This window comes from Acidicapsa ligni (genome assembly GCF_025685655.1).
Lineage (GTDB): Bacteria > Acidobacteriota > Terriglobia > Terriglobales > Acidobacteriaceae > Acidicapsa > Acidicapsa ligni.
Genome location: NZ_JAGSYG010000002.1, coordinates 846,527 through 865,858 on the forward strand (window position 1 = coordinate 846,527; position 19,332 = coordinate 865,858).

The window sequence follows — 19,332 nt, forward strand, 5'->3', positions numbered from 1 at the left end:
CCTAGGCGATTGTAGCCTTTTGATTTAAGGCGTCCAACCGCTTGTTTGCGCAGATGCCGCGCGAAACCTATCCGGGCAAAAGCGATCAGCTTTCAAGGCTCTGACGGGATATATTGGCGGCATGTGGCAACAGGGTATAGTAACCGGGTATAGTACCGAGAACAGCACAGACATTGGAGCCGAATTCGAGGCAACGGTGTCGCCTGATGTCAGGGTTCCAGCGGCCGGGAACGCCAGTGTATGCAAGTTGATTTTCGCCAATTCAGGGAACCGAGGTAGACCTACTTGTCCGCGGAGATTTTGCGCGTCCATCCGGACGAACCACAACCCGATCGTATTGAATATGTCGTCGCCTGCATTCGCAAGGGCGACGTTGTGGCGCTGCCGACGGATACATTTTACGGGCTGGCTGTCGATCCGGTGAACCTGTATGCTGTGGAGCAGATTTATCAGATCAAGTCGCGGCAGAAGCATAAGCCGCTTTCGCTGCTGATCTCCTCTGTAGCCCAAGCCTACGAATTGGCTCGCGATATCGACGACCGATTCGACAAACTGGCAGAGCGTTTCTGGCCGGGGCCACTGACGATTATTGTGCGTGCGGGCAGCAAGCTGCCGTTGCGCTCGACTGCGAATACGGGCAACGTGGCGTTGCGTGTTCCGGATGCGGCTATTGCGCGGGCAGTGGTGGATTGCCTGGGGCTGCCGATTACGGCGACGTCGGCCAATTTGCATAATGCGAGTGAATGCTCACATGCGGCATGTGTGCGCGACCAGATTGGCGACCGTATTCCACTGATCGTCGATGGAGGACCGTCGGGTCATGCTGTGCCGACTACCATCGTTGATCTTTCAGACAGTAACGGAAACTGGAATGTCCTGCGCGAAGGCGCAATCCCCACGCACGAAATTGTGATGGCACTACAAAGATAGATGAACGATTCTGTAAGACCTACTGAGCGCCGGGGTGGTTGGGCTGCTTCTGCGGTTCGGTTTCTGCTGGGATTTTTGTTTCTTGTTGCCCTGCTTACAGCGCTGGGCTGGTGCATCTGGGTTTATGTGCAGATCGAGCGCTTTGCTTACGAAGATGAAGCTGCTCCGGCGGATATAATCTGCGTGTTTGGCGCGGCAGAGTACGATGGGCGTCCTTCGCCTGTGTTGAAGGCACGATTGGATCATGCGCTGGCTCTTTATGAGCATCACATCGCGCCTGTCATTCTCACGCTGGGCGGCAGTGCTCCGGGAGACAAGTTCTCCGAGGGGCAGGTTGGTCAGGCGTATCTGATGGCCAACGGAGTGCCGGAGAAAGCTATCATCGCCGAGACGCAGAGTCGTTCGACGGAAGAGCAGGCTCGGCGCATCGTGGTGATTGCGCGAACCAATGGCTATCATCGCATCGTGATTGTCAGCGATCCTACGCACCTGTTTCGTATTCGCGAGATATGCGCCGCCGCTGGTTTGCCGGTGATGACTTCGCCGAGGCCGCAGGTGGCAGCGGTGGGCAGTTCGTCGGAATGGCAACAGGTCTGGCATGAGATCGTGACGTACTCGGTCTGGCGCATGCATCTGGATTAAAGCATTTGGATAAGAGCGCGGGAATGATACCCTGCACGCTATGAAACCTCTCCGCATCTTGATGGCATTGATTTTTGCTGCAGCGTCTCTTCCTGTCTTCGCGCAATCCTTCACTGTAAGTATTCCCCGGGATCGCAGCGCAAAGCCGCTCGATGGGCGACTGCTTTTGGTGCTTTCGTCTGATCCTTCAGCGGAACCGCGTATGCAGATCGACGATACTCCGCAGACGCAGATGATCTTTGGAGTGAATGTGGATGGGCTTGCCCCGGGAGCTTCGGCGACTATCGATGCGGGTGCATTTGGTTATCCGGTGCGTAGCCTGAAGGATGTGCCTGCGGGCGAATATACAGTGCAGGCGGTGCTGAATCTTTATGAGACATTTCATCGTTCGGATGGATCGACGGTGAAGCTACACATGGATCGGGGTGAGGGGCAGCATTGGAACCTCACTCCCGGCAATCTTTACAGCAAGCCGCAAAAGATTACGATCAAGCCGGGCGGTACGCCGATAGCGTTGTCACTCACGGAAGAGATTCCACCGATCCCTGAAGCGAAAGATACAAAGTACATTCGCCATATCAAGATTCAGAGCGCGTTGCTGACGAAGTTCTGGGGACGTCCGATGTTTCTCTCAGCGATTGTGCTGGTGCCCGAAGGGTTTGATGAGCATCCGAATGCGCGTTTTCCGGAGATGGTGTTTGAAGATCATTTCGCGGATGAATTTGGAGATCTCAGAACGACTCCGCCAGACTCAAATCTGAAGCCGGATTATAGTGAGCGCTTTCATATTGCGGGCTATAACCGCATTCAACAGGAAGAAGCGTACAAGACATATCAGCAATGGATCAGCGCCAGATATCCACGCTTTCTGGTGATCAAGATTCAACATGCCAATCCTTACTACGATGATTCGTACGCAGTGAACTCGGCTAATCTCGGACCGTATGGAGATGCGATTGAGTCTGAGTTGATGCCTGCTCTTGAGAAGCAGTTTCACGGCATCGGGCAGGGTTGGGCGCGATTTTTATATGGAGGGTCGACGGGCGGATGGGAGTCGCTGGCGGTGCAGGTTTTTTATCCGACGCATTACAACGGAGCTTTTGTAGCCTGCCCTGACCCAGTGGATTTTCATGCGTTCACGAATATCGATCTCTATAACGACAAGAACGCGTTTTATATCGAGGGCGCGCATAAACGCGTGTTGCAGCCATCGATGCGGGACTATCTCGGACATACGACTTCAACGACGCGGGATAACAATGCGTATGAACTTGCGTTGGGCGATCATGGCAGATCGGGAGAACAGTTCGATATCTGGCAGGCTGTTTATTCGCCGGAAGGATCAGATGGTTATCCGCTGCAAATCTTCAATAAAGAGACGGGGGAAATCGATCACAAAGTAGCTGCGTATTGGCATGATCACTACGATCTGGACGCGATTCTGGCGCGGGATTGGGAGACGCTTGGACCACAACTGCGAGGCAAGATTCACCTCTATGTCGGCAGTGATGACACGTACTTTTTGAATGACGCGGTTTATCGCATGGAGGATTTTCTCAAGAGCACAACGAATCCTCCATACGAGGGTGAGGTTGCGTATGGATCCCGTGCAGAGCATTGCTGGAACGGCGATCCTGCGCTGCCTAACTATCTTTCGCGCCTGCATTACAACACGATGTATCTGCCGAAGATACTGGATCGCATTGCGAAAACTGCGCCTGCCGGGGCGGACCTCACCAGCTGGCGTTATTAGCGCAGTAGCCTGTAACCAGGCTATTGCACATACTTCAATGTGTACGCCGTTGTTGGATCGATCTGCTTCCTGATCACGCCGAGCTGCGTGAGTTGCGTATTGGTTGCTGCCCACCGAGCGGCGTTCATCTTGCCGATTTCGGAGCCGGATGGATCTGCGCCTGTGATGAAACTGCCATCCTTGAGCGCCTGTATGGTGTACTGCATCTGTTCCGGATTTTGTGCAGGATTCATTTTGAGGATGAGCGCGTTGGCAGGTGCGGGGTCGCGCATGTACTCCTGCCATCCCTTTATGGATGCGCGTACGAATTTAGCGACGACATCGGGATGTTGCGCAAGATAATCGTTTCGCGTGAAGAAGACGCGATAAGGATCATAGCCCGCGCCACTGATGAGCATGGTGCGAAAATCGCCGCCTGCTTTGCCGACGAAGTACGGTTCGCTGGTGACGAAGATCTGTTGGATGTAATTGGGGTCCTGCAGAAAGTTTGCGATGGAGTGTGTGGCAGGCGTTTCGCGAACATCTTTCAGATGGTATTTGCTCACGATGAATTTGAACCAGGTCGCGCCGGGCTGGGCTGCGACGGTGTGGCCTTCGAGTCCGGCGAAATCGCGAACAAGTGAGTTCTTATGCACCATCACTGCCTGCGGATCGTGTTGCATGGTTGCACCGATGGCCATGAGCGGCAGGCCGTTCGATACAGCTTCGAGAATCTGGTCACTGGCTCCAAGGCCAAACTCTGCGCCACCACTTGATACCACCTGCAATCCGCTGGTGTACTGGCCTAACGGAAGTATGGTTACATCGAGCCCCTCGGCCTGGTAATAGCCCTTGGCCACTGCGGTGAAATAGCCACCCTGCTCGGGCTGTGGATACCAGTCGGCCTGCAGGCGCACCGGGATCAAGCCGCTGTTGTTTGCAGGAGCATTGTTATTGTGGCAGCCGGTAAGCAGGGCCAAAGATGCCGCCATTGTTGCAGCAAGTGTGCTGGACCATCGCAAAAAGTTTTGCTTCATCCGCCGCTCCTTCATAAGTCGCATCAGCATGAGTTCTATCAAGGCCTGGTTGGCGTTTAGAAATCTGCCGCTTGTCTCCAGACGTTACCACGCGAGACTTTGTAGATGGAGCATAAATTTAAAAATCAAATTGCGGCTCGCCGCGCTCCGAGTTGTGCTGCGACGGTCAACAGCCTTGCATCGTCCTCATGCGCGGCGACGAGTTGCACGCCACCCGCTTTTACTTTTGCAGTGTCGTGTCCAGAGGCAAAACAGGGAACTGTAACTGTAGGCATTCCCGATAAGCTGGCGGGCGTGGTGTAACGCAGCAGACGTGTGCGCGTCTGACTATGATCCGCACCGGCGACGAGCCGTGTGACGGGTGCGGCGGGCATCAGCAGCAATTCATGTTTGGCGAGTAATGCGTCCATGCGATCGCGAAAGGCCGCGTGGCGCATTCGCAGGGCAGCTATATCCTGGTCGCCGAGGCTTGCGCCCCATTGCAGGCGCTCGCGGATGGAAGGCATGAATGCAGCGTAGTTCCCACGATGAATCGTTGCTGCTTCGGATGCTTGAATCGCGGCAAAGATTTCGAGCGAGTCGCTCCACCAGTCAATGTCAACCGTTGTTGCAGTCAGCCCTAGTTCTTCCAATTCTCGAGTGGTTGCTTTGAGGCTGGCAACAACAGCGGCTTCGCAATCGTGAAGGAAAGAGTTACTGATGACCGCAAAGTTTTTCGGGAGTGTCAGCTTGCTGGCGTCGGTCGAACCAAAGATGGAGCCGAGCAGTGGGCCATCTTCAAGATCATGAAAAAGCCAGCCCAGTGTGTCGAAAGATTGGGCGAGATGAGCAGCACCACGCCAGTCTCCGCGCCCCAGCGAAGCGCGATAGCCAGCGAGCCCACACAGAGCCGAGGGCACACGCACGGAGCCGCCTGTATCGGTGCCGATGGAGGCCAACGCTGATCCTTCCATTACGCTGGCAGCCGCGCCGCTGGAGGAGCCGCCGGTGAGCGCGCCTGCGTCGCCGGGTTGCAGGCAGTCGCCGAACTCTGCATTCTCGCCTGTGATTCCGTAGGCGAGCGGATGCAGGTGTGTCTTGCCGATAATGATTGCGCCAGCGGAACGCAATTGCTCTACGAGCCAGGAATCATGCGTAGCGATGCCATGCAGTTCGCGATAAAAGTTAGTGCCACAAGTTGTGGGAGAGCCTGCGAGATCGAAGCAATCCTTGACCGAGATAGGAACGCCCCAGAGGCTGGGTCTTGCATCGCCGAATAGACCAGGCTTAGCGCACATGCCATGCTCAGCGTACGCGGCGCTGGAAATACGATCCGTTTCTTTCAGCGTCCACGCTGCATCTTGCCATAGATAGGTATTGTGGCTGGGATTGCCGTTGGAGAGGGCCAAGGACGATTGCGTGTTTGCCTGTATCTCTGCACTGGGGTTAGCCGCTGAAGCCAGAGTTGCACGCAAGGAACGAACGAAATTTTGTTTCAGGCCCATGCTCGCATTGTAATAAGTCGAAATCGATTGTTGTACTAACTCGAAATTTGCTTGATTGAATTTGTGGCCTTCCATGCTAATTTCGAGTATGGGTGTCAGTACAGCAGTATCCCGCCGGCGCAACGGCGCTTCGCTATCTGCTTTCGATGAACAGTCCATGGCTTCGCTCGTTGCGTTTACCGCGCGCTCGCTGGAGACAGAACGCCCGGTGCCGTTTGGCTCTTCGATTGTGCATACGCGTACTGGAGAAGTTCTACTGCGCGCGTTGAATGCCGTAGCTCGTGAGTTCGATCCGAGTTCTCACGCCGAGGTACGGGCGATTCGCCTGGCTACCAAGCGGCTCAAGAACATCTCCCTGGCGGGTTATACGCTTTACACCACGTGCGAGCCCTGCCCGATGTGTATGAGCACCGCGCTATGGGCTGGCCTGGATCGTGTCGTTTACGGCGCGACAATTGCGGACGCCAGCCGTCACTGCGGGCAGATTCATATTCCCGCGATTGAGATTGTTGGACGCAGCGATATGCAATGCAAAGTGGAGGGCCCGGTGCTTCGCGAGCAATGCTATGCCCTGTTCACCCATCCAAATATGCTGCGGGCTTTTCGTTTATGGTCTACGCGAAAACGCAAATAGGAGACGAGCGTTTTATGTCTGTATCTCTCGCATCGGAACTCTCGACTCTTGTTGCTGACCCTGCACGTGTTATCACTGCGCCTGCGATTGTTGAGCGGCTGTCGAAGGATTTTTATTGGTACTCGCCGATACTCAAACGTCAGTTGGAAAGTAAGTTGGGAGACATTGTTGTTCAACCGGTGAATGTAGATGAAGTGCTCGCGGTTGTACGTTATGCGGGGCAGCATGCGGTGCCCGTCACAGTGCGCGGTGCGGGGACAGGGAACTACGGTCAGTGCATTCCACTGCATGGCGGCATCGTGCTCGATCTGGCTTTGATGGACAAGCTGGAGGAGATTACAGCGGATGGTGTTGCTGTATGTCAGCCTGGGTTGCGCCTCGCCACGATTGAAACAGAGGCGCGCAGGCAGGGGTGGGAGCTGCGCATGTATCCATCGACGATTGCCAAGGCATCGATTGGTGGATTTCTTGGTGGCGGTTCAGGTGGGATTGGATCGGTGGCGCATGGTGGTCTGCGGGACTTCGATACAGTGCGTGCTTTTGAAGTTGTGACGATGGAAGAAGAGCCGCGCGTGGTGTTGCATGAGGGCGGGGCGATACACGAGATTCTGCATTGCTGGGGAACGAACGGCATCCTCACTCGCATCTGGTTTGCGCTCACACCTGCAGTTGAGTGGACGCAGTTCACCGCGGCTTTTGATACTTACGATGCAGGCTTTTTATTCGCCAAGTCGATCGCTGAAAACAAGGATTGGACGAAGCGGCTGATGACTGTTTTTGAATGGCCGATACCTTCGTTCTTCGCACCAATCAAACATGTAGTTGCACAGGATAAGACGCTGGTGCTGATCATGATTGAGACAGGCCAGGTGGATGAACTTAGATCGGCGGCCGAGGCAGCACAAGGGTCCGTAACATTTACCGGTGCGTATATAGGTCCGCGTACGCAGCCGTTGCTCAGTGATTACACATGGAACCACACTACGCTGTGGGCGATGAAGGCCGATCCTGCGTGGACATATATTCAGGCTGGATTTTCGCCGGTGGATTGCATGGAACAATTTCGATTGCTGCGCGAGCGCTATGGCAGGGAGATTCTCTTTCATATCGAGTTTATGAAGAATGGCGAAGGCGTTATCATTCCCGGTGGTATTCCACTGGTGTACTTTACCGGAGAGCAGCGACTCAATGAGCTTATTGCTTACTGCCGTGAGATAGGCGTTTTTATTGCCAATCCGCATGTGAACTATGTTGAAGATGCAGGCCGATTTCGTTCGGATAATATTCAACTCAAGGCCAAGCAAAAGTACGATCCGCGAGGCTTGCTCAATCCAGGAAAGATGATCAGTTTTCAGCCTGAGGCGGTCGCTAAGTGAAGACATGGATTCCTGACGCGCGTAACTTTGCATATCTCACGTGGAAGCAAGTCGATGCGCTCCCGCGTGCATCTACCCTGTTGATTTTGCCCACGGCTGCGATTGAGCAGCATGGCTATCATCTTCCGCTTGCAACGGATACGCTGATCAATAATCTTCTGCTGGGCAAGGCGCTGGAGTTAGTTCCGGACGAGTTGCCTATCTATGCTTTGCCTCCGATTTGTTATGGCAAAAGCAATGAGCATATCGGGTATCCTGGCACGCTTTCTGTATCGGCCAGCACATTCATGGCGGTGATACGCGATATCGGTGCAAGTATCGCTGCTGGCGGATTCCAGAAGCTAGCGCTCTTCAATAGTCATGGCGGCAATACTTCGCTCGTGGATGTGATGGCGCGTGATCTTCGTGCTGAGTTTGGACTGCGTACGTTCTCTCTCTTCGGTTCGCCGGGAGCAAGCTTCGATACGGTCAGCGCGCAGGAACGGACCTATGGCTTTCATGCCGGTGAAATTGAAACTGCTTACCTGTTGTATGGTGCGCCTGAGTTGGTGCATACAGACAGTTACACGTCGAACTACATTGCGCGTGTCGATAAGCCGGAGGCGCTCAAACCGGAAGGTTCGAGTGCAAACTTTGCATGGTTGACGAGGGACATCGCGCCTAGCGGAGTAATGGGTGATCCGACACCAGCGACGGCCGAGAAGGGCGAGCAGTGGGTGAATGAGGCGGCTGCAGGCATCGCGGAGTTATTGATCGCGATGTATAACTTTGTTCCGAAGCATGGTGCCTGATCGATTGACACGGCTTGATTGACACGGCTCGATTGACACGGCGAATGGAGAGAACGTTGATTGATTGCGGCAATGGGATTCTCCTTGAGCGCGGTGTGCGTTGCGTACTTTCAGATGGTGTCACGCTTGTTTCCGATCACTATTATCCCTCTGACAGGAGCGATGGCCCGTGGCCAACGCTGCTGATGCGACAGCCTTATGGGCGCGATATCGCTTCGACTGTTGTTTACGCGCATCCAGTGTGGTTTGCGCGACATGGTTATCATGTCGTGATCCAGGATGTACGCGGACGCGGCGATTCCGATGGAGACTTCTATCCATTTCGCAATGAAGGGCGCGATGGTGCGGAGACTATTGCGTGGCTGCGTCTGCACACGGCATGCAATGGGCGCATTGGCATGTATGGGTTCTCGTATCAAGGGCTGACGCAACTACTTGCTGCTGTCGAAAATCCAGAGGGATTGCAGTGTATTGCGCCGCACATGACGGCAGCGGATCTATATCACGGCTGGTTCTATCATCAAGGGGCTTTGCGGCTTGCTTCGACATTGGGCTGGGGCATTCAAATGTTGCGTGAGGATGCGCGACGCCGTGGGCTGCGTGCAGCGAGCGATCGGCTTGAAAACGTATGGAGCAATGTGCGCGCGCAGGCAGCGTTTGTTCCTTACACGAAGCATCCGGCAATCGACGATGCTGAGCTTCCGAGCTATGTTCGTGATTGGATGTCTCATCGCGATGCCGATGCGGACGGTGCTATGTTTTGGAGCGAACTCGATATCAGTACACGCTCAAGCAGGATAGAGATTCCCGCGCTGCATATCTCGGGATGGTACGACACATATCTTGAGGGATCGATTGCGGGATATGTAGCGCTTAGAAAGAATGCGGGATCGCAGTTTGCACGCGAGCATCAGTACCTGTTGGCCGGGCCGTGGATACATATTCCGTGGGGTGATCGCGCTGCGGATCAGAATCTTGGAGCGGCTGCAAACTTCGATACAGATAGCTATCTTCTGCGCTGGTTCAATCACTGGTTGAAGGATTCGGATGAGTTCACGCATGAGCCTCGGATTCGTCATTTTGCGCTCGGTGAAAATGAATGGAAGAGTGCACAGGAATGGCCCGAAGCGGCGACCACCAACCTGTATTTGCACAGCGCAGGCAATGCGAATTCTCGCAAGGGCGATGGGCGTTTGAGCTTTGTCTCGCCTGAGGATGAGGAGCCGCGCGATATCTTTGTTTATGATCCTGAGGTTCCAGTGATGGCACCGGGTGGGCCGCAATCGCTGAGTGGTCCATTCGATCAGGCTGTGCTTGAGATGGGCAATAATCTTCTCGTGTATAACTCTGCGCCAGTGCACGATGCGGTGCATATCTTTGGTCGGCCAAGCGTCACAATCTATGCTGTAACATCGGCTGCAAGCGCAGACATCACGGCAAAGCTGGTGCGTGTTACGGCGTCGGGTCGAGCGGAGTTTATCTGCATTGGTGTGGCGCGTTCTTCGTGGCTCTTTCGAGATGAGGGATACGTTGCCGACCAGGTGCAGTGCTGGCTATTCACGCTGGAGCCTACCTCCGTTGTGATTGCGCCTGGGGAATCATTGCGGGTTGAGATAGCGAGTTCGGCATTTCCTCTTTATGACCGCAATCCATCGTCCGCTGCGGCTCCGCAGTTGGCAGATCATTGGAACTGGCAGCGATCCACACAGCAAATACTGCATACGAAAGAGCATCCGTCGGCACTGCATCTTCCTGTTGCGGGAGGTGCTGCGTGGTGAATTCGGATCGAAGCGTTAACGCTTCTGCAGCAATCTCTTCTGTATCGATTCCGGAGATTTTGCTTCAGCGAGTCAGCAAACAGTTTCGCAATGGGGCGGTGGCGCTGCAGGATGTTTCCATTCAGGTTGAGAAGAGCGAATTTGTCTCGCTGCTTGGGCCATCCGGGTGTGGCAAGTCAACTTTGCTGCGGCTGGTATCCGGGCTGTCGGCGGTGACGAGTGGCGCGGTGAGCGTGAATGGTATGACGCCGATGAATGCTCGTGAGCTGATGAGCTTTATCTTTCAGGATGCTACGTTATTGCCGTGGCGTACGGTAGAGCAGAATGTTGGCCTGGGCATGGAGTTGGAGCATGCTGCACGAGCGGCGCGTAAGGATAAAGTTGCGCAGATGCTGGAGCTGGTTGGATTAACGCATGTGGCGCAGCGGTATCCGCGGCAACTCTCCGGCGGTATGAAGATGCGTGTTTCGATTGCTCGCGCACTGGCTAGCCGACCGCGAATTCTACTGATGGATGAGCCCTTTGCCGCACTTGATGAGATGAGCCGCGATCGCCTCAATGAAGAATTGTTGCGGCTCTATCTGGAGCAGCAGTGGACGGTGCTGTTTGTGACGCACTCTGTGGCGGAGGCGGTTTTTCTCTCGACACAAATCGTTATTCTCGCGCCGCATCCGGGACGTGTGGCGCATCTTGTTCCAATTGATTTGCCCTGGCCGCGTACGGCGGAGATGCGGCTGTCCCATGCATACGAAGAGCAGGTGTCGCATGTGTCGCGATTGCTGCGCGGTGTGCGGTCTTTGGCGAGCAGGGATGCGGGAGAAGCTATCGTATGAGGCGCCATCTGTGGTTCGCTTTCAATAGCATTGTCGTGCTGATGGTTCTACTGGCTCTGTGGCAGATAGCCGTGCTGTGGCTGAAGATACCGGCTTATATGTTGCCTGGGCCTCTGGTTGTCGCGAAGGCTGTTGTCAGCCGTTTTCCTGCGTTGGTCAAATCATTGCTGCTCAGTACGGAGGCCGCGGCGTTGGGGCTTGTCTCCAGCATAGTGGTGGGTGTTGCGGTTTCGCTGGTTTTTGCGCAGTGGCAGTGGCTGCGGCGCCTGGTTTTTCCTTATACGATCCTGCTGCAAACGGTGCCGATTGTGGCGATTGCTCCGCTGATCATCATGTGGGCAGGGCCTGGCGTGTACTCAGTAGCGCTGATCGCGTTTATCATCTGCCTCGCGCCGATCATTGCGAATACAACCCAGGGACTGATCAGTGTGGAAGAGAACCTGATTCATCTCTTCCTGATGCACAAGGCGACACCTGCGCAGATTCTTTTCAAGTTGAGATTGCCTCACGCTTTGCCCAATCTTTTTGTGGGGATTCGTATCTCGGCAGGCATTGCTGTTACGGGCGCGATTATCGGGGAGTTGTTTGCAGGCTCCAGCCGTGTTGGTGAAGGAGGTCTTGGCTACTCCATTACGTATGCGAGCGCGCAGCTTGAAACGGACTATCTTTTTGCGCTGGTGTTTGCTGCCACGGTGCTTGGATTTACGTTCTTTTTTATAGGGATGTTTCTTGAGTGGTATTTCCTTCATAATTGGCATGAGTCCAGTCGTTCGAATGTTTCAGAATAAGCATGTTTGCATGCGTTGATAGGGATTAGTCGATGCTTCGAATGGAAACGGATACAGGTTGGTGGCTCATCACGCATCCCGACCATGCGCGTCTTGCCGGCGAATTTGCGCGTGCCTGGGGGAATTCGCGGTTTCGCAAGCCTGAGCCGCGTATGCAGGTGTTGCATGGCATTGCTACGCATGATGATGGATGGGTGGTGCGGGATCAGCATCCGTCTATCACCAGGCAGGGCAAGCCCTCTGCATTTTCGATAGAGCTGGTGGGGAAATATTCGGCCTTTGAGGAGATCGATCTCAGTGACTATCTGGCGGTGCGTGAGCGGGCGGTGAGGATTGTTGCAGCGAAGGATCCTTATGCCGGGCTGTTGATTGCCATGCATACGTACAACCTGTTGACGGATCACGCGGATCGCTCAACGATCGCTTCGGATCAGCTTCCTCTGCTCGATGAGTTTCTGGATAAGCAGCTTGTTTATCAGCAGGAGCTATTGGTCAGGATCGATTCCGATCCGGAATTAATCGAGCAGGAGAAGGACAGGCAGACGATAGAAGAGCACTTTCATCTGCTGCAGGCCTGCGATAATCTTTCGTTGCTGGCGTGTGTTGCGTATGCTTCTCCGGCTACCTTGTTACATCCGTTGCCGCTGAATGATGGCTCTGAATCTGGGGTTGCCGTGATCGCAATTGCGCCACGCAAGTTTCGTCTTGAGCCGTGGCCGTTTGCTGAAGAGTTATTGACGTTTAACTTTCCAGCGAGGCATGTGGAAGGGCTTATCTTTGCGAACTCCGCTGTTCTCGATGCGGCGTTTGCGGCTGCTCCGGTACAAATGTTGACTGTTACTTTATCCGCGTAGTTGAACGAGTAGTTGAAACGGGGTCTGATACGCGGGCGTATTGATTGCGAGATTGCGGCATACACAAAAGAGCGATCCCTTTGGGGGATCGCTCTTTTGTGCTTTGTTGTTGGTCCGATTAGAAGTCCAGTCGCAGGGACATCTGGATCTGGCGTGGGCTGCCAATGGTGTGAGTAACGATGCCCAGTCCCGACGGGCAGGCATAGAAGCTTGTGTTGGTTTGAGCGCCGGTCGAACAGCCGGTAGGCAATGGCGTTACGCCCGCTGTCGGGAATGCGCTGTAATCCTGGTTCTGGGATACTTCGTTTCCAGGAACATCGAAGCTGGTGGTGTTCGTGAGGTTGTAGACATCGAAGGTGAACCTCGCGCTGTACCGATCGTTGATTTTGGCAACCTTGATGAGCGAAGCGTCCGCGCGCTTTTGGAAAGCTTGACGGAAGATGTTGCGCTGGCCGGTGGTGAAGCCGGTTTCGAAGGGATCGGAGGTGGGGATAGCTCCGCCGAGACCACCGGCAGGCAAGAGAGGAAGCGTGAAGCAGGCGGGATTCAGAGCGGGCTTTCCACCGAACGGCGTCCATGCGCCGGAGGCTCCGGTCTTCGCGCTCTTCGCCGTGCATCCCTTGGCAAGGGGGACGATGGGGTTGGTGATACCGTCCGCGGTCGAGTAGTAGATGCTGCCAACGGCGCCGGAGAAGTCGATGATGCTGTAGGGCTGACCGCTCTGCAGTACGGTGAGTCCGACGAGCGACCAGCCATTGATGATTTTGCCTTCGAGCGAGTGCTTTGTGGCGAAGTCAGGAAGGCGGAAGACGTAGTTGAAGTTGATGACATGGGTGCGATCGAAGTCGGACGAACCATATCCGCTGCGCAGGTTGAGAGCGTTGTTGCCGTTGTAGAAGAGACCAAGGCCGCTCTGTTCGTCGAGGGCATGGGAGTACGTGTATGAGGCTCCGACCTGGATGCCGTGGCTCATGCGCTTTTCAACATGCGCCTGAAGTGCGTTGTAAGCATCGACACCAGCGGCGCGGTAGGAGATGGACTCAGCCGCGTAGCCCATGTAGGGAACGCGCAGATCGACGTTGCCGCCCTCATAGTTAGCCAGGTATCCGGTGCCATCCGGAAGGCTGGCGCCACCGACGTTGTAACCATAGCTGTACTTCTGCGCGTATGCGCCACCGGCAAGGGTTGGGCTGGTTGGCGAAGCGATATTCGGTTGGTTGAACGGTACGGGGATCACCTGGTGACGGCCCACGTTGCCGACATAGCCAAGTTCAATGGCCAGGTCGCTACGCGGTTGCCATTGAATGTCGAGGGTGTAGTTGATGGTGTAGGGCAGCTTGTTCTTGCGGTCATAGACACCGAGTGAGATCGGCTGTCCGTTGTTGATTACGCCGGCATCTCCTGAGCCAGTGTTCAAGATGCTGTAGGCGTTGGGAAGATACTTGCTGAGATCCGATGCCTTGGGATTGGATGGGGCGGGAAGTGGCGTGACACCGTAAGGATTCTCAAGGTTGCCGGTTTCTGCGGTGGGTGCAGAGGGAGGGCCACCGGGTGTTGCGGGCTGTCCGCCGCAGGTCGGAATGTAGCCCTCGTAAAAGGACTGGGTTGCGGTGGGGCAACTTGTGACATTGACAAAGGGGAGCTGCTGGTTGACGCCAAATGGGCCGCCGGTGACGGTGCCGATCGCGTATCCGGGCGAGAAGTAGCTGAACAGTTCACCGCGGTCGTAGTACATGCCTATGCCGGTGCGAATGACCACCTTGTCATGCAGGAATGCGGGTTGCCATGCTGCTCCGACGCGTGGAGCGATGCCCCATTGGCGACCGGTAAGAGTGGTATCGCTTACGCCTGCGGTGCCGTTGGCATTGTTTCCGGCGATGATCAGGCCGGGGTTTTCGATGGTGTCTGAGCTGACGTTATAGCAATAGGCATTCGGGTCGGTGGTGCTGCAGCTCGTGGGATTGGGGTTGGCATCGAAGTTGAAGAGACGTCCGTATTTTTCAGTGAGGCCCGCGTCCCAGTCATAGCGCAGTCCTGCAGTGAATGAAAGTGTCGGAGTGAACTGATATTTGTCCTGCACATAGGTTCCAAGCTGGTTGGCGCGATAGTAGCGGCTGGCATCGCCCTGCAGGTAAGAGCTGACATAAAAGCCGGTGGCCGAACTGCCTGGCGTGACGTAGCCCTGGATCATCTGGCTGAAATCGTCAGTAGCAACTGTGCCGGTGCCGGTGCGCTTGTCGATGGTATTGAGTTGTGTGTAGCTGTAGTTGGCGCCGAAGCTGAGGGTGTGATGTCCGAGCGTCCAGATGGCATTGCCGGAAGGCGCGATGCGGTTTTGGAAGACGCCGGTATTGGGTGCTTGGCCCTCGGCATTCGGGCCGATATTGAGCACTGCGGAAGAAAGACCGGAGGGCTGATAGTCGCCGAGAACGTTATATACGGAGACACCGGGGAAATACTTCGATCCGAATACGTTGATCGACCCTGTGCCTGCCGAACCGCCGGGAATGGAATCGGGACCGAAAGCCTGTTCGTTGCCAGCCCAGTTCTTTTCACGCAGAAAGCCGAGAGTCTGGGTGGTGCTGAGATTCGATTTGATCGTGTACGTGTTGGTGATAGAGAAGACCTGCGCACCGGAATCGAGGTGCTCGGTAAAGCCGGGAACGCTGGAATAGGAATAGGGCGAAAGTGTTGGATCGTGCTGGTAATAGTACTTGAGAGAAAGAGTGTCCTTGGCGGTGGCGTTGTAGTCGACGTCGGCTACGCCAAGGTCGGCGGTGAAGCGGCCGGTGCCTGGGATGAATGCGTTGTCGATGTGAGCGGCAGTAGGGGGAACTCCGTTGCGAGAGTCGTTGGGGATAAGCCACTTGCCTGGTTCGCCTGGGAGTGAAGGTGAGTTGAACAAGGCGAGAGCGGTATGGTCGATCTGGCCCGCGATGATTGGAGTGCAGCCGAAGTTTGCCTGATCCGAGGCCGTGCAAAAAGAGTTATTGGTGACATTCGCCAAAGCTGAGGCGGAGCGGTCATCGGTCAGGCCGACAGGAACGTCGAGGAGCGAGTCGCCGATCTCCTGATCCGAGACGTGCAGGTGCTGATAGCCGAGGAAGGCGAAGAGCTTATCTTTGATGATTGGTCCGCCAACTGTTCCGCCAGCAATGTAGCGATGTAACTGGGGGACTTTATTGTTATCCGGAATGTTGGGGTCTTGATTGAAGAAGAAGGGGGCAGCGTTGATCCAACTGGTGCCACGATGAACGTATGCGTTGCCGTGCAGTTGATTGGTGCCAGAAGAGGTGCTGAGATCGATATGTGCGCCGGAGGTAGAGCCCTGTGTAGCGTCATACATGGAAGCGTTGACGCGGACTTCCTCGATCGTCTCAGGGGCAGGCGTCGGGATTGCGTTGCCGATGGACAGATAAACCGAGGCGGCGGATGGGATGACGCCACCCGCGCCCGTGCTGCTGGAGACGCCGGTGCTGTTGATGACGCGGGCCGAGCCTACCTGGCTGGTGCTCTTGCCATTAAAGAGGTTGCTGGCATCGACTCCGTTCAGCGAGAAGCTGTTGCTGGTGTCGCGTTGTCCGTTGGCCCAGATTGGCTGGTTGCCAAGTCCGGAATTCGCGCCTGTGCCGCCGGGAAGTTCCGCACTGACGCCGGTCGACAGGATGGCGAGGCCGGTGAAGCTGCCGGTTGGCAGAGGTGCTGATTCAATCTGCGATTTTTCAAGAACGTAACCGTTGGTTGTATCGACGGCATTCAACAGTGGAGACGCTTCAACTGTGACCGTCTCGCCTTTTGCATTTCCAACCTTGAGGCTGGCGTTCAAGCTTACGGTGCGATCTGCCTGTATGGTGATGTGAGGTGTTTTCTGCACTTCGAAACCATCGGCGGTATAAGTCAGGGTATAACTTCCGATAGGTAGATTGACGATGAGATACTCACCGGAGCCATTGGATTTTACGGTGCGCGTCAGGCCTGTTTGTTCCCCTAAGACTGTTACGGCGGCATTTGGAATTACGCCGCCTGAGCCGTCTGTAACCTGGCCGGTAATGCTGCCGAGAGTCTGCTGAGCCAGCGTAGGGACAACACAGAGCACTGCGACTGCCGAGAGTACCAGCAACCGGAAAAACGACGAAATATTTTTCATGGATGGTATCAATTGCAGGCCTCACAAAATAGGAATTTCCCACAGATCCTGAAGCACGCTTCAAAACCGTCTGTTTAGTTCAGAACCTGCTGTTGCGGCAGGTTCAAAAAAGAAGGAATGGGCTGGTGAGCAATGCTTGTTTGGTGAATCGCTTGTGAAAATTCTTCGGGGTTATCAATACAATAACCCACCCGGAAAGAAAATCAATGGAAAATTTATCTAATTGCGTTGCCAATTGTGCGCCTAATGTGAGAATTCTTCCGCGTGTCCCGAGGCAGGACACACCTTTATTTATGGTGTGATCGTAGTGACAGGTAAAAGCGAGACATGGGCCGAAACTATCCGCCAGCCTTGAGCGAAACGCACCCAGACCTGGCTTTGTCTGCCGCGAGTCAATTTATTCTCGGTTTCGCGTTCAAATTCGAGCGTTATGCTGCCGTAATCGTTGCCAAAACTCACAATCTCCAGGCGCTTTACGGTTCGCGCCAGGTTAGTTCCCGGGCGCGCTTTGCGAAATGCCTCCAACTCCGCATCGCCGTATAGATTCTCGGTTACACCAAAGCGCATCGCATGAGGCGAAGCCCAGAACATGGCGACAAGTGTATCCACGTCATTCGTTACCAGCGCCTGTTCATACCGAGGATAGAGCGCGTGCAGCTCGGCTAATACTTCAGGACGATTGATGTCTTCCTGGAACAGGCTCATGGAATTTGTATCTCCATTATTCAAGGTTGTTATCGAAGCAACAGCTCATCCAGTCAATTGCGCGACACTTCTTCGAGTCAGGCTCCGGGGAAGAGCTCAATCTCTGGGGAAGAGTTCAATCGAAGGCAGGATCTGCTTACTGATTGCGCCGCTGACGGTGAACATAGGCTCATTTACTACCTGGCTGAGGCGTAGCTTGAGCGCCACACTGCATAGAAGATACGCGTGGATATCGCTGAAGCCCCAGCGGCTCATCAACAGATCAATCATGCGGCTGGTGGCGGCCCGAGCGGCGGCGGCAATATCTTCTCCTGACTCGACGACGACCCAGGCATCGCCGCGTGTATCCGATGCGACGGCTTCACTGGCCTCGACGATTGGGCCTGCGAGCGTCTGTTGCTTGTGCAGTTGAAAGCGTAGCGTTACATCGAGCGGGCATTCGATGCCGTTGATGCAGACTTCGCCATCGCCCTGCGCGGCGTGTCCGTCGCCGCAACTGAAAAGAGCACCCTTGTTGTAGACGGGCAGATAGAGCCTGGAACCGGCGCAGAGTTCGCGCACATCAAGATTGCCGCCAAAGCTGCCGGGCGGACGGGTACGGAATGTGCCGTCCTCTGCGCGAGCCACGCCCATCACTCCGAGAAATGGCCGCACCGGCAGCTTTGCAGGAGTCAGGGAGCTGGTTTCATCGCCATCCAGTTGCCAGTGAAAAAGGTATGGCGTACGGAAGCGCTCTTTTAGAAAGCCGAGGCCCTCGATGATGCTGGACCAACCCCAGCCGCGATGCTGCGTCGATAGAACATCAATTTGCAGCACATCCCCTGGCTCGGCGCCATCGATCCAGACAGGCCCGGTCAATGCGTGAATTTTGCTGCGATCAATCGCGAGAAACTCATCGGCTGTCATGCCGGGATGAACCTGGCCGCCGCTGGCATCTACGCATTCAAAGTGAACCTCGTCTCCGGGCATAATATGCAGCCGCGGTTCGAGTGTGCGGTCCCATACGGAATGTGTTGGTTCAGCGCTCAATGTATGCATGGTGTGCAAGCTCATCCGGCCTTGACTCGAACCGTCATTTGTATCTCTACCATTGCATTGCGAGGCAGCGCGTTTACGCCGACTGCTGCTCGTACATGCCTGCCTGCTTCTCCAAAGATCGCCACCAGTAAATCAGATGCCCCGTTAATGACAGCGGGAGAATCAGGAAATCCTGCTACGGCGTTTACGTAGCCATTCACCGAGATAATCTCTGCGATGGCGTCGAGTGAACCCAATTCGCGCTTAAGCACGGCGAGCTGAGTTAGAGCGCAGGCCCGGGCCGCAGCATAGGCATCTTCAATATTGCGGTCTGCGCCAACTGTTCCCGTCATTACTCCATCGGGTGAAGTAGATACGACACCGGCAAGATATACGATGTCCCCAACCCGCTTAGCCGACAGATAGTTTCCACCGGGAGCGGGCAGGGTTGGCAGATTCAAACCTGATTGCGCGAGCTGTTCTTCCCTTGTCATTTCAGTTGAATTTAGCACGTCTCGTATACCGCTTTGGAGGTCGCATCTTTTTTTCTTTTGACCTCACACTACTTCACGCTAGGATGAGCC

16 protein-coding genes are annotated in these 19,332 nt (G+C 55.0%); 10 read left to right on the top strand and 6 right to left on the bottom strand.

Going from position 1 to position 19,332, the window contains the following annotated elements; translation table 11 throughout:
• Positions 1-285: 285 nt before the first annotated feature.
• From OHL19_RS09885 to OHL19_RS09895, 3 genes are read left to right on the top strand one after another with little or no spacing between them, the layout of a single operon-like run.
• Positions 286-930, top strand: a complete 645-nt coding sequence (locus OHL19_RS09885; RefSeq protein WP_263357491.1) for an L-threonylcarbamoyladenylate synthase — start codon at positions 286-288, stop codon at positions 928-930.
• The gene (locus tag OHL19_RS09890; RefSeq protein ID WP_263357492.1) at positions 931-1,572 is read left to right on the top strand and encodes a YdcF family protein; all 642 of its coding nucleotides are present in this window, start codon (positions 931-933) and stop codon (positions 1,570-1,572) included.
• Between the two features lie 40 nt (positions 1,573-1,612).
• A complete protein-coding gene (locus tag OHL19_RS09895) occupies positions 1,613-3,325 on the top strand; it encodes a hypothetical protein (protein WP_263357493.1) in 1,713 nt (570 codons plus the stop codon).
• Between the two features lie 20 nt (positions 3,326-3,345).
• Here OHL19_RS09895 and OHL19_RS09900 read toward each other — a convergent pair whose 3' ends face one another.
• Both OHL19_RS09900 and OHL19_RS09905 read right to left on the bottom strand, forming a co-directional pair.
• Positions 3,346-4,341 carry an ABC transporter substrate-binding protein gene (locus tag OHL19_RS09900; RefSeq protein WP_263357494.1) on the bottom strand — a complete coding sequence of 332 codons (996 nt, stop codon included), beginning with the start codon at positions 4,339-4,341 and terminating at the stop codon, positions 3,346-3,348.
• A gap of 125 nt (positions 4,342-4,466) precedes the next feature.
• The gene (locus tag OHL19_RS09905; RefSeq protein ID WP_263357496.1) at positions 4,467-5,825 is read right to left on the bottom strand and encodes an amidase; all 1,359 of its coding nucleotides are present in this window, start codon (positions 5,823-5,825) and stop codon (positions 4,467-4,469) included.
• A 157-nt stretch (positions 5,826-5,982) separates the two neighbouring features.
• Here OHL19_RS09905 and OHL19_RS09910 point away from each other — a divergent pair, with 157 nt between their 5' ends.
• Genes OHL19_RS09910 through OHL19_RS09940 form a run of 7 tightly spaced genes read left to right on the top strand, consistent with a single transcriptional unit; the run spans position 5,983 to position 12,879 of the window.
• The gene (locus OHL19_RS09910; protein WP_263357497.1) at positions 5,983-6,459 is read left to right on the top strand and encodes a nucleoside deaminase; all 477 of its coding nucleotides are present in this window, start codon (positions 5,983-5,985) and stop codon (positions 6,457-6,459) included.
• A gap of 14 nt (positions 6,460-6,473) precedes the next feature.
• A complete protein-coding gene (locus OHL19_RS09915; protein WP_263357498.1) occupies positions 6,474-7,835 on the top strand; it encodes an FAD-binding oxidoreductase in 1,362 nt (453 codons plus the stop codon).
• Positions 7,832-8,626, top strand: coding sequence for a creatininase family protein (locus OHL19_RS09920; RefSeq protein ID WP_263357499.1), 795 nt, complete (start codon positions 7,832-7,834; stop codon positions 8,624-8,626). Before OHL19_RS09915 ends, OHL19_RS09920 begins: the two co-directional genes overlap by 4 nt.
• 56 nt (positions 8,627-8,682) lie before the next feature.
• The gene (locus OHL19_RS09925) at positions 8,683-10,404 is read left to right on the top strand and encodes a CocE/NonD family hydrolase (protein WP_263357500.1); all 1,722 of its coding nucleotides are present in this window, start codon (positions 8,683-8,685) and stop codon (positions 10,402-10,404) included.
• A complete protein-coding gene (locus OHL19_RS09930; RefSeq protein ID WP_263357501.1) occupies positions 10,401-11,237 on the top strand; it encodes an ABC transporter ATP-binding protein in 837 nt (278 codons plus the stop codon). The genes OHL19_RS09925 and OHL19_RS09930 overlap by 4 nt, the downstream gene beginning before the upstream one ends.
• Positions 11,234-12,025 (top strand): ABC transporter permease, encoded by a 792-nt coding sequence (locus OHL19_RS09935; RefSeq protein ID WP_263357502.1) that lies wholly within the window; start codon positions 11,234-11,236, stop codon positions 12,023-12,025. Before OHL19_RS09930 ends, OHL19_RS09935 begins: the two co-directional genes overlap by 4 nt.
• A gap of 32 nt (positions 12,026-12,057) precedes the next feature.
• Complete coding sequence (locus OHL19_RS09940) at positions 12,058-12,879, top strand: DUF3891 family protein (protein ID WP_263357503.1); 822 nt, start codon at positions 12,058-12,060, stop codon at positions 12,877-12,879.
• Between the two features lie 118 nt (positions 12,880-12,997).
• On the opposite strand, the gene OHL19_RS09945 is transcribed toward OHL19_RS09940, so the two are convergent.
• The 4 genes from OHL19_RS09945 to OHL19_RS09960 all read right to left on the bottom strand — a co-directional run bounded on the left by OHL19_RS09945 (position 12,998) and on the right by OHL19_RS09960 (position 19,242).
• On the bottom strand, positions 12,998-17,026 hold the full coding sequence (locus OHL19_RS09945; RefSeq protein ID WP_263357505.1) for a TonB-dependent receptor domain-containing protein: 4,029 nt from the start codon (positions 17,024-17,026) through the stop codon (positions 12,998-13,000).
• 291 nt (positions 17,027-17,317) lie between these two features.
• Positions 17,318-17,731 (bottom strand): oxalurate catabolism protein HpxZ, encoded by a 414-nt coding sequence (gene hpxZ / locus OHL19_RS09950; RefSeq protein ID WP_263357507.1) that lies wholly within the window; start codon positions 17,729-17,731, stop codon positions 17,318-17,320.
• 96 nt (positions 17,732-17,827) lie between these two features.
• Positions 17,828-18,769, bottom strand: coding sequence for an acetamidase/formamidase family protein (locus tag OHL19_RS09955; protein WP_263357508.1), 942 nt, complete (start codon positions 18,767-18,769; stop codon positions 17,828-17,830).
• 11 nt (positions 18,770-18,780) lie between these two features.
• Complete coding sequence (locus OHL19_RS09960) at positions 18,781-19,242, bottom strand: RidA family protein (RefSeq protein ID WP_263357509.1); 462 nt, start codon at positions 19,240-19,242, stop codon at positions 18,781-18,783.
• Between the last annotated feature and the right edge of the window lie 90 nt (positions 19,243-19,332).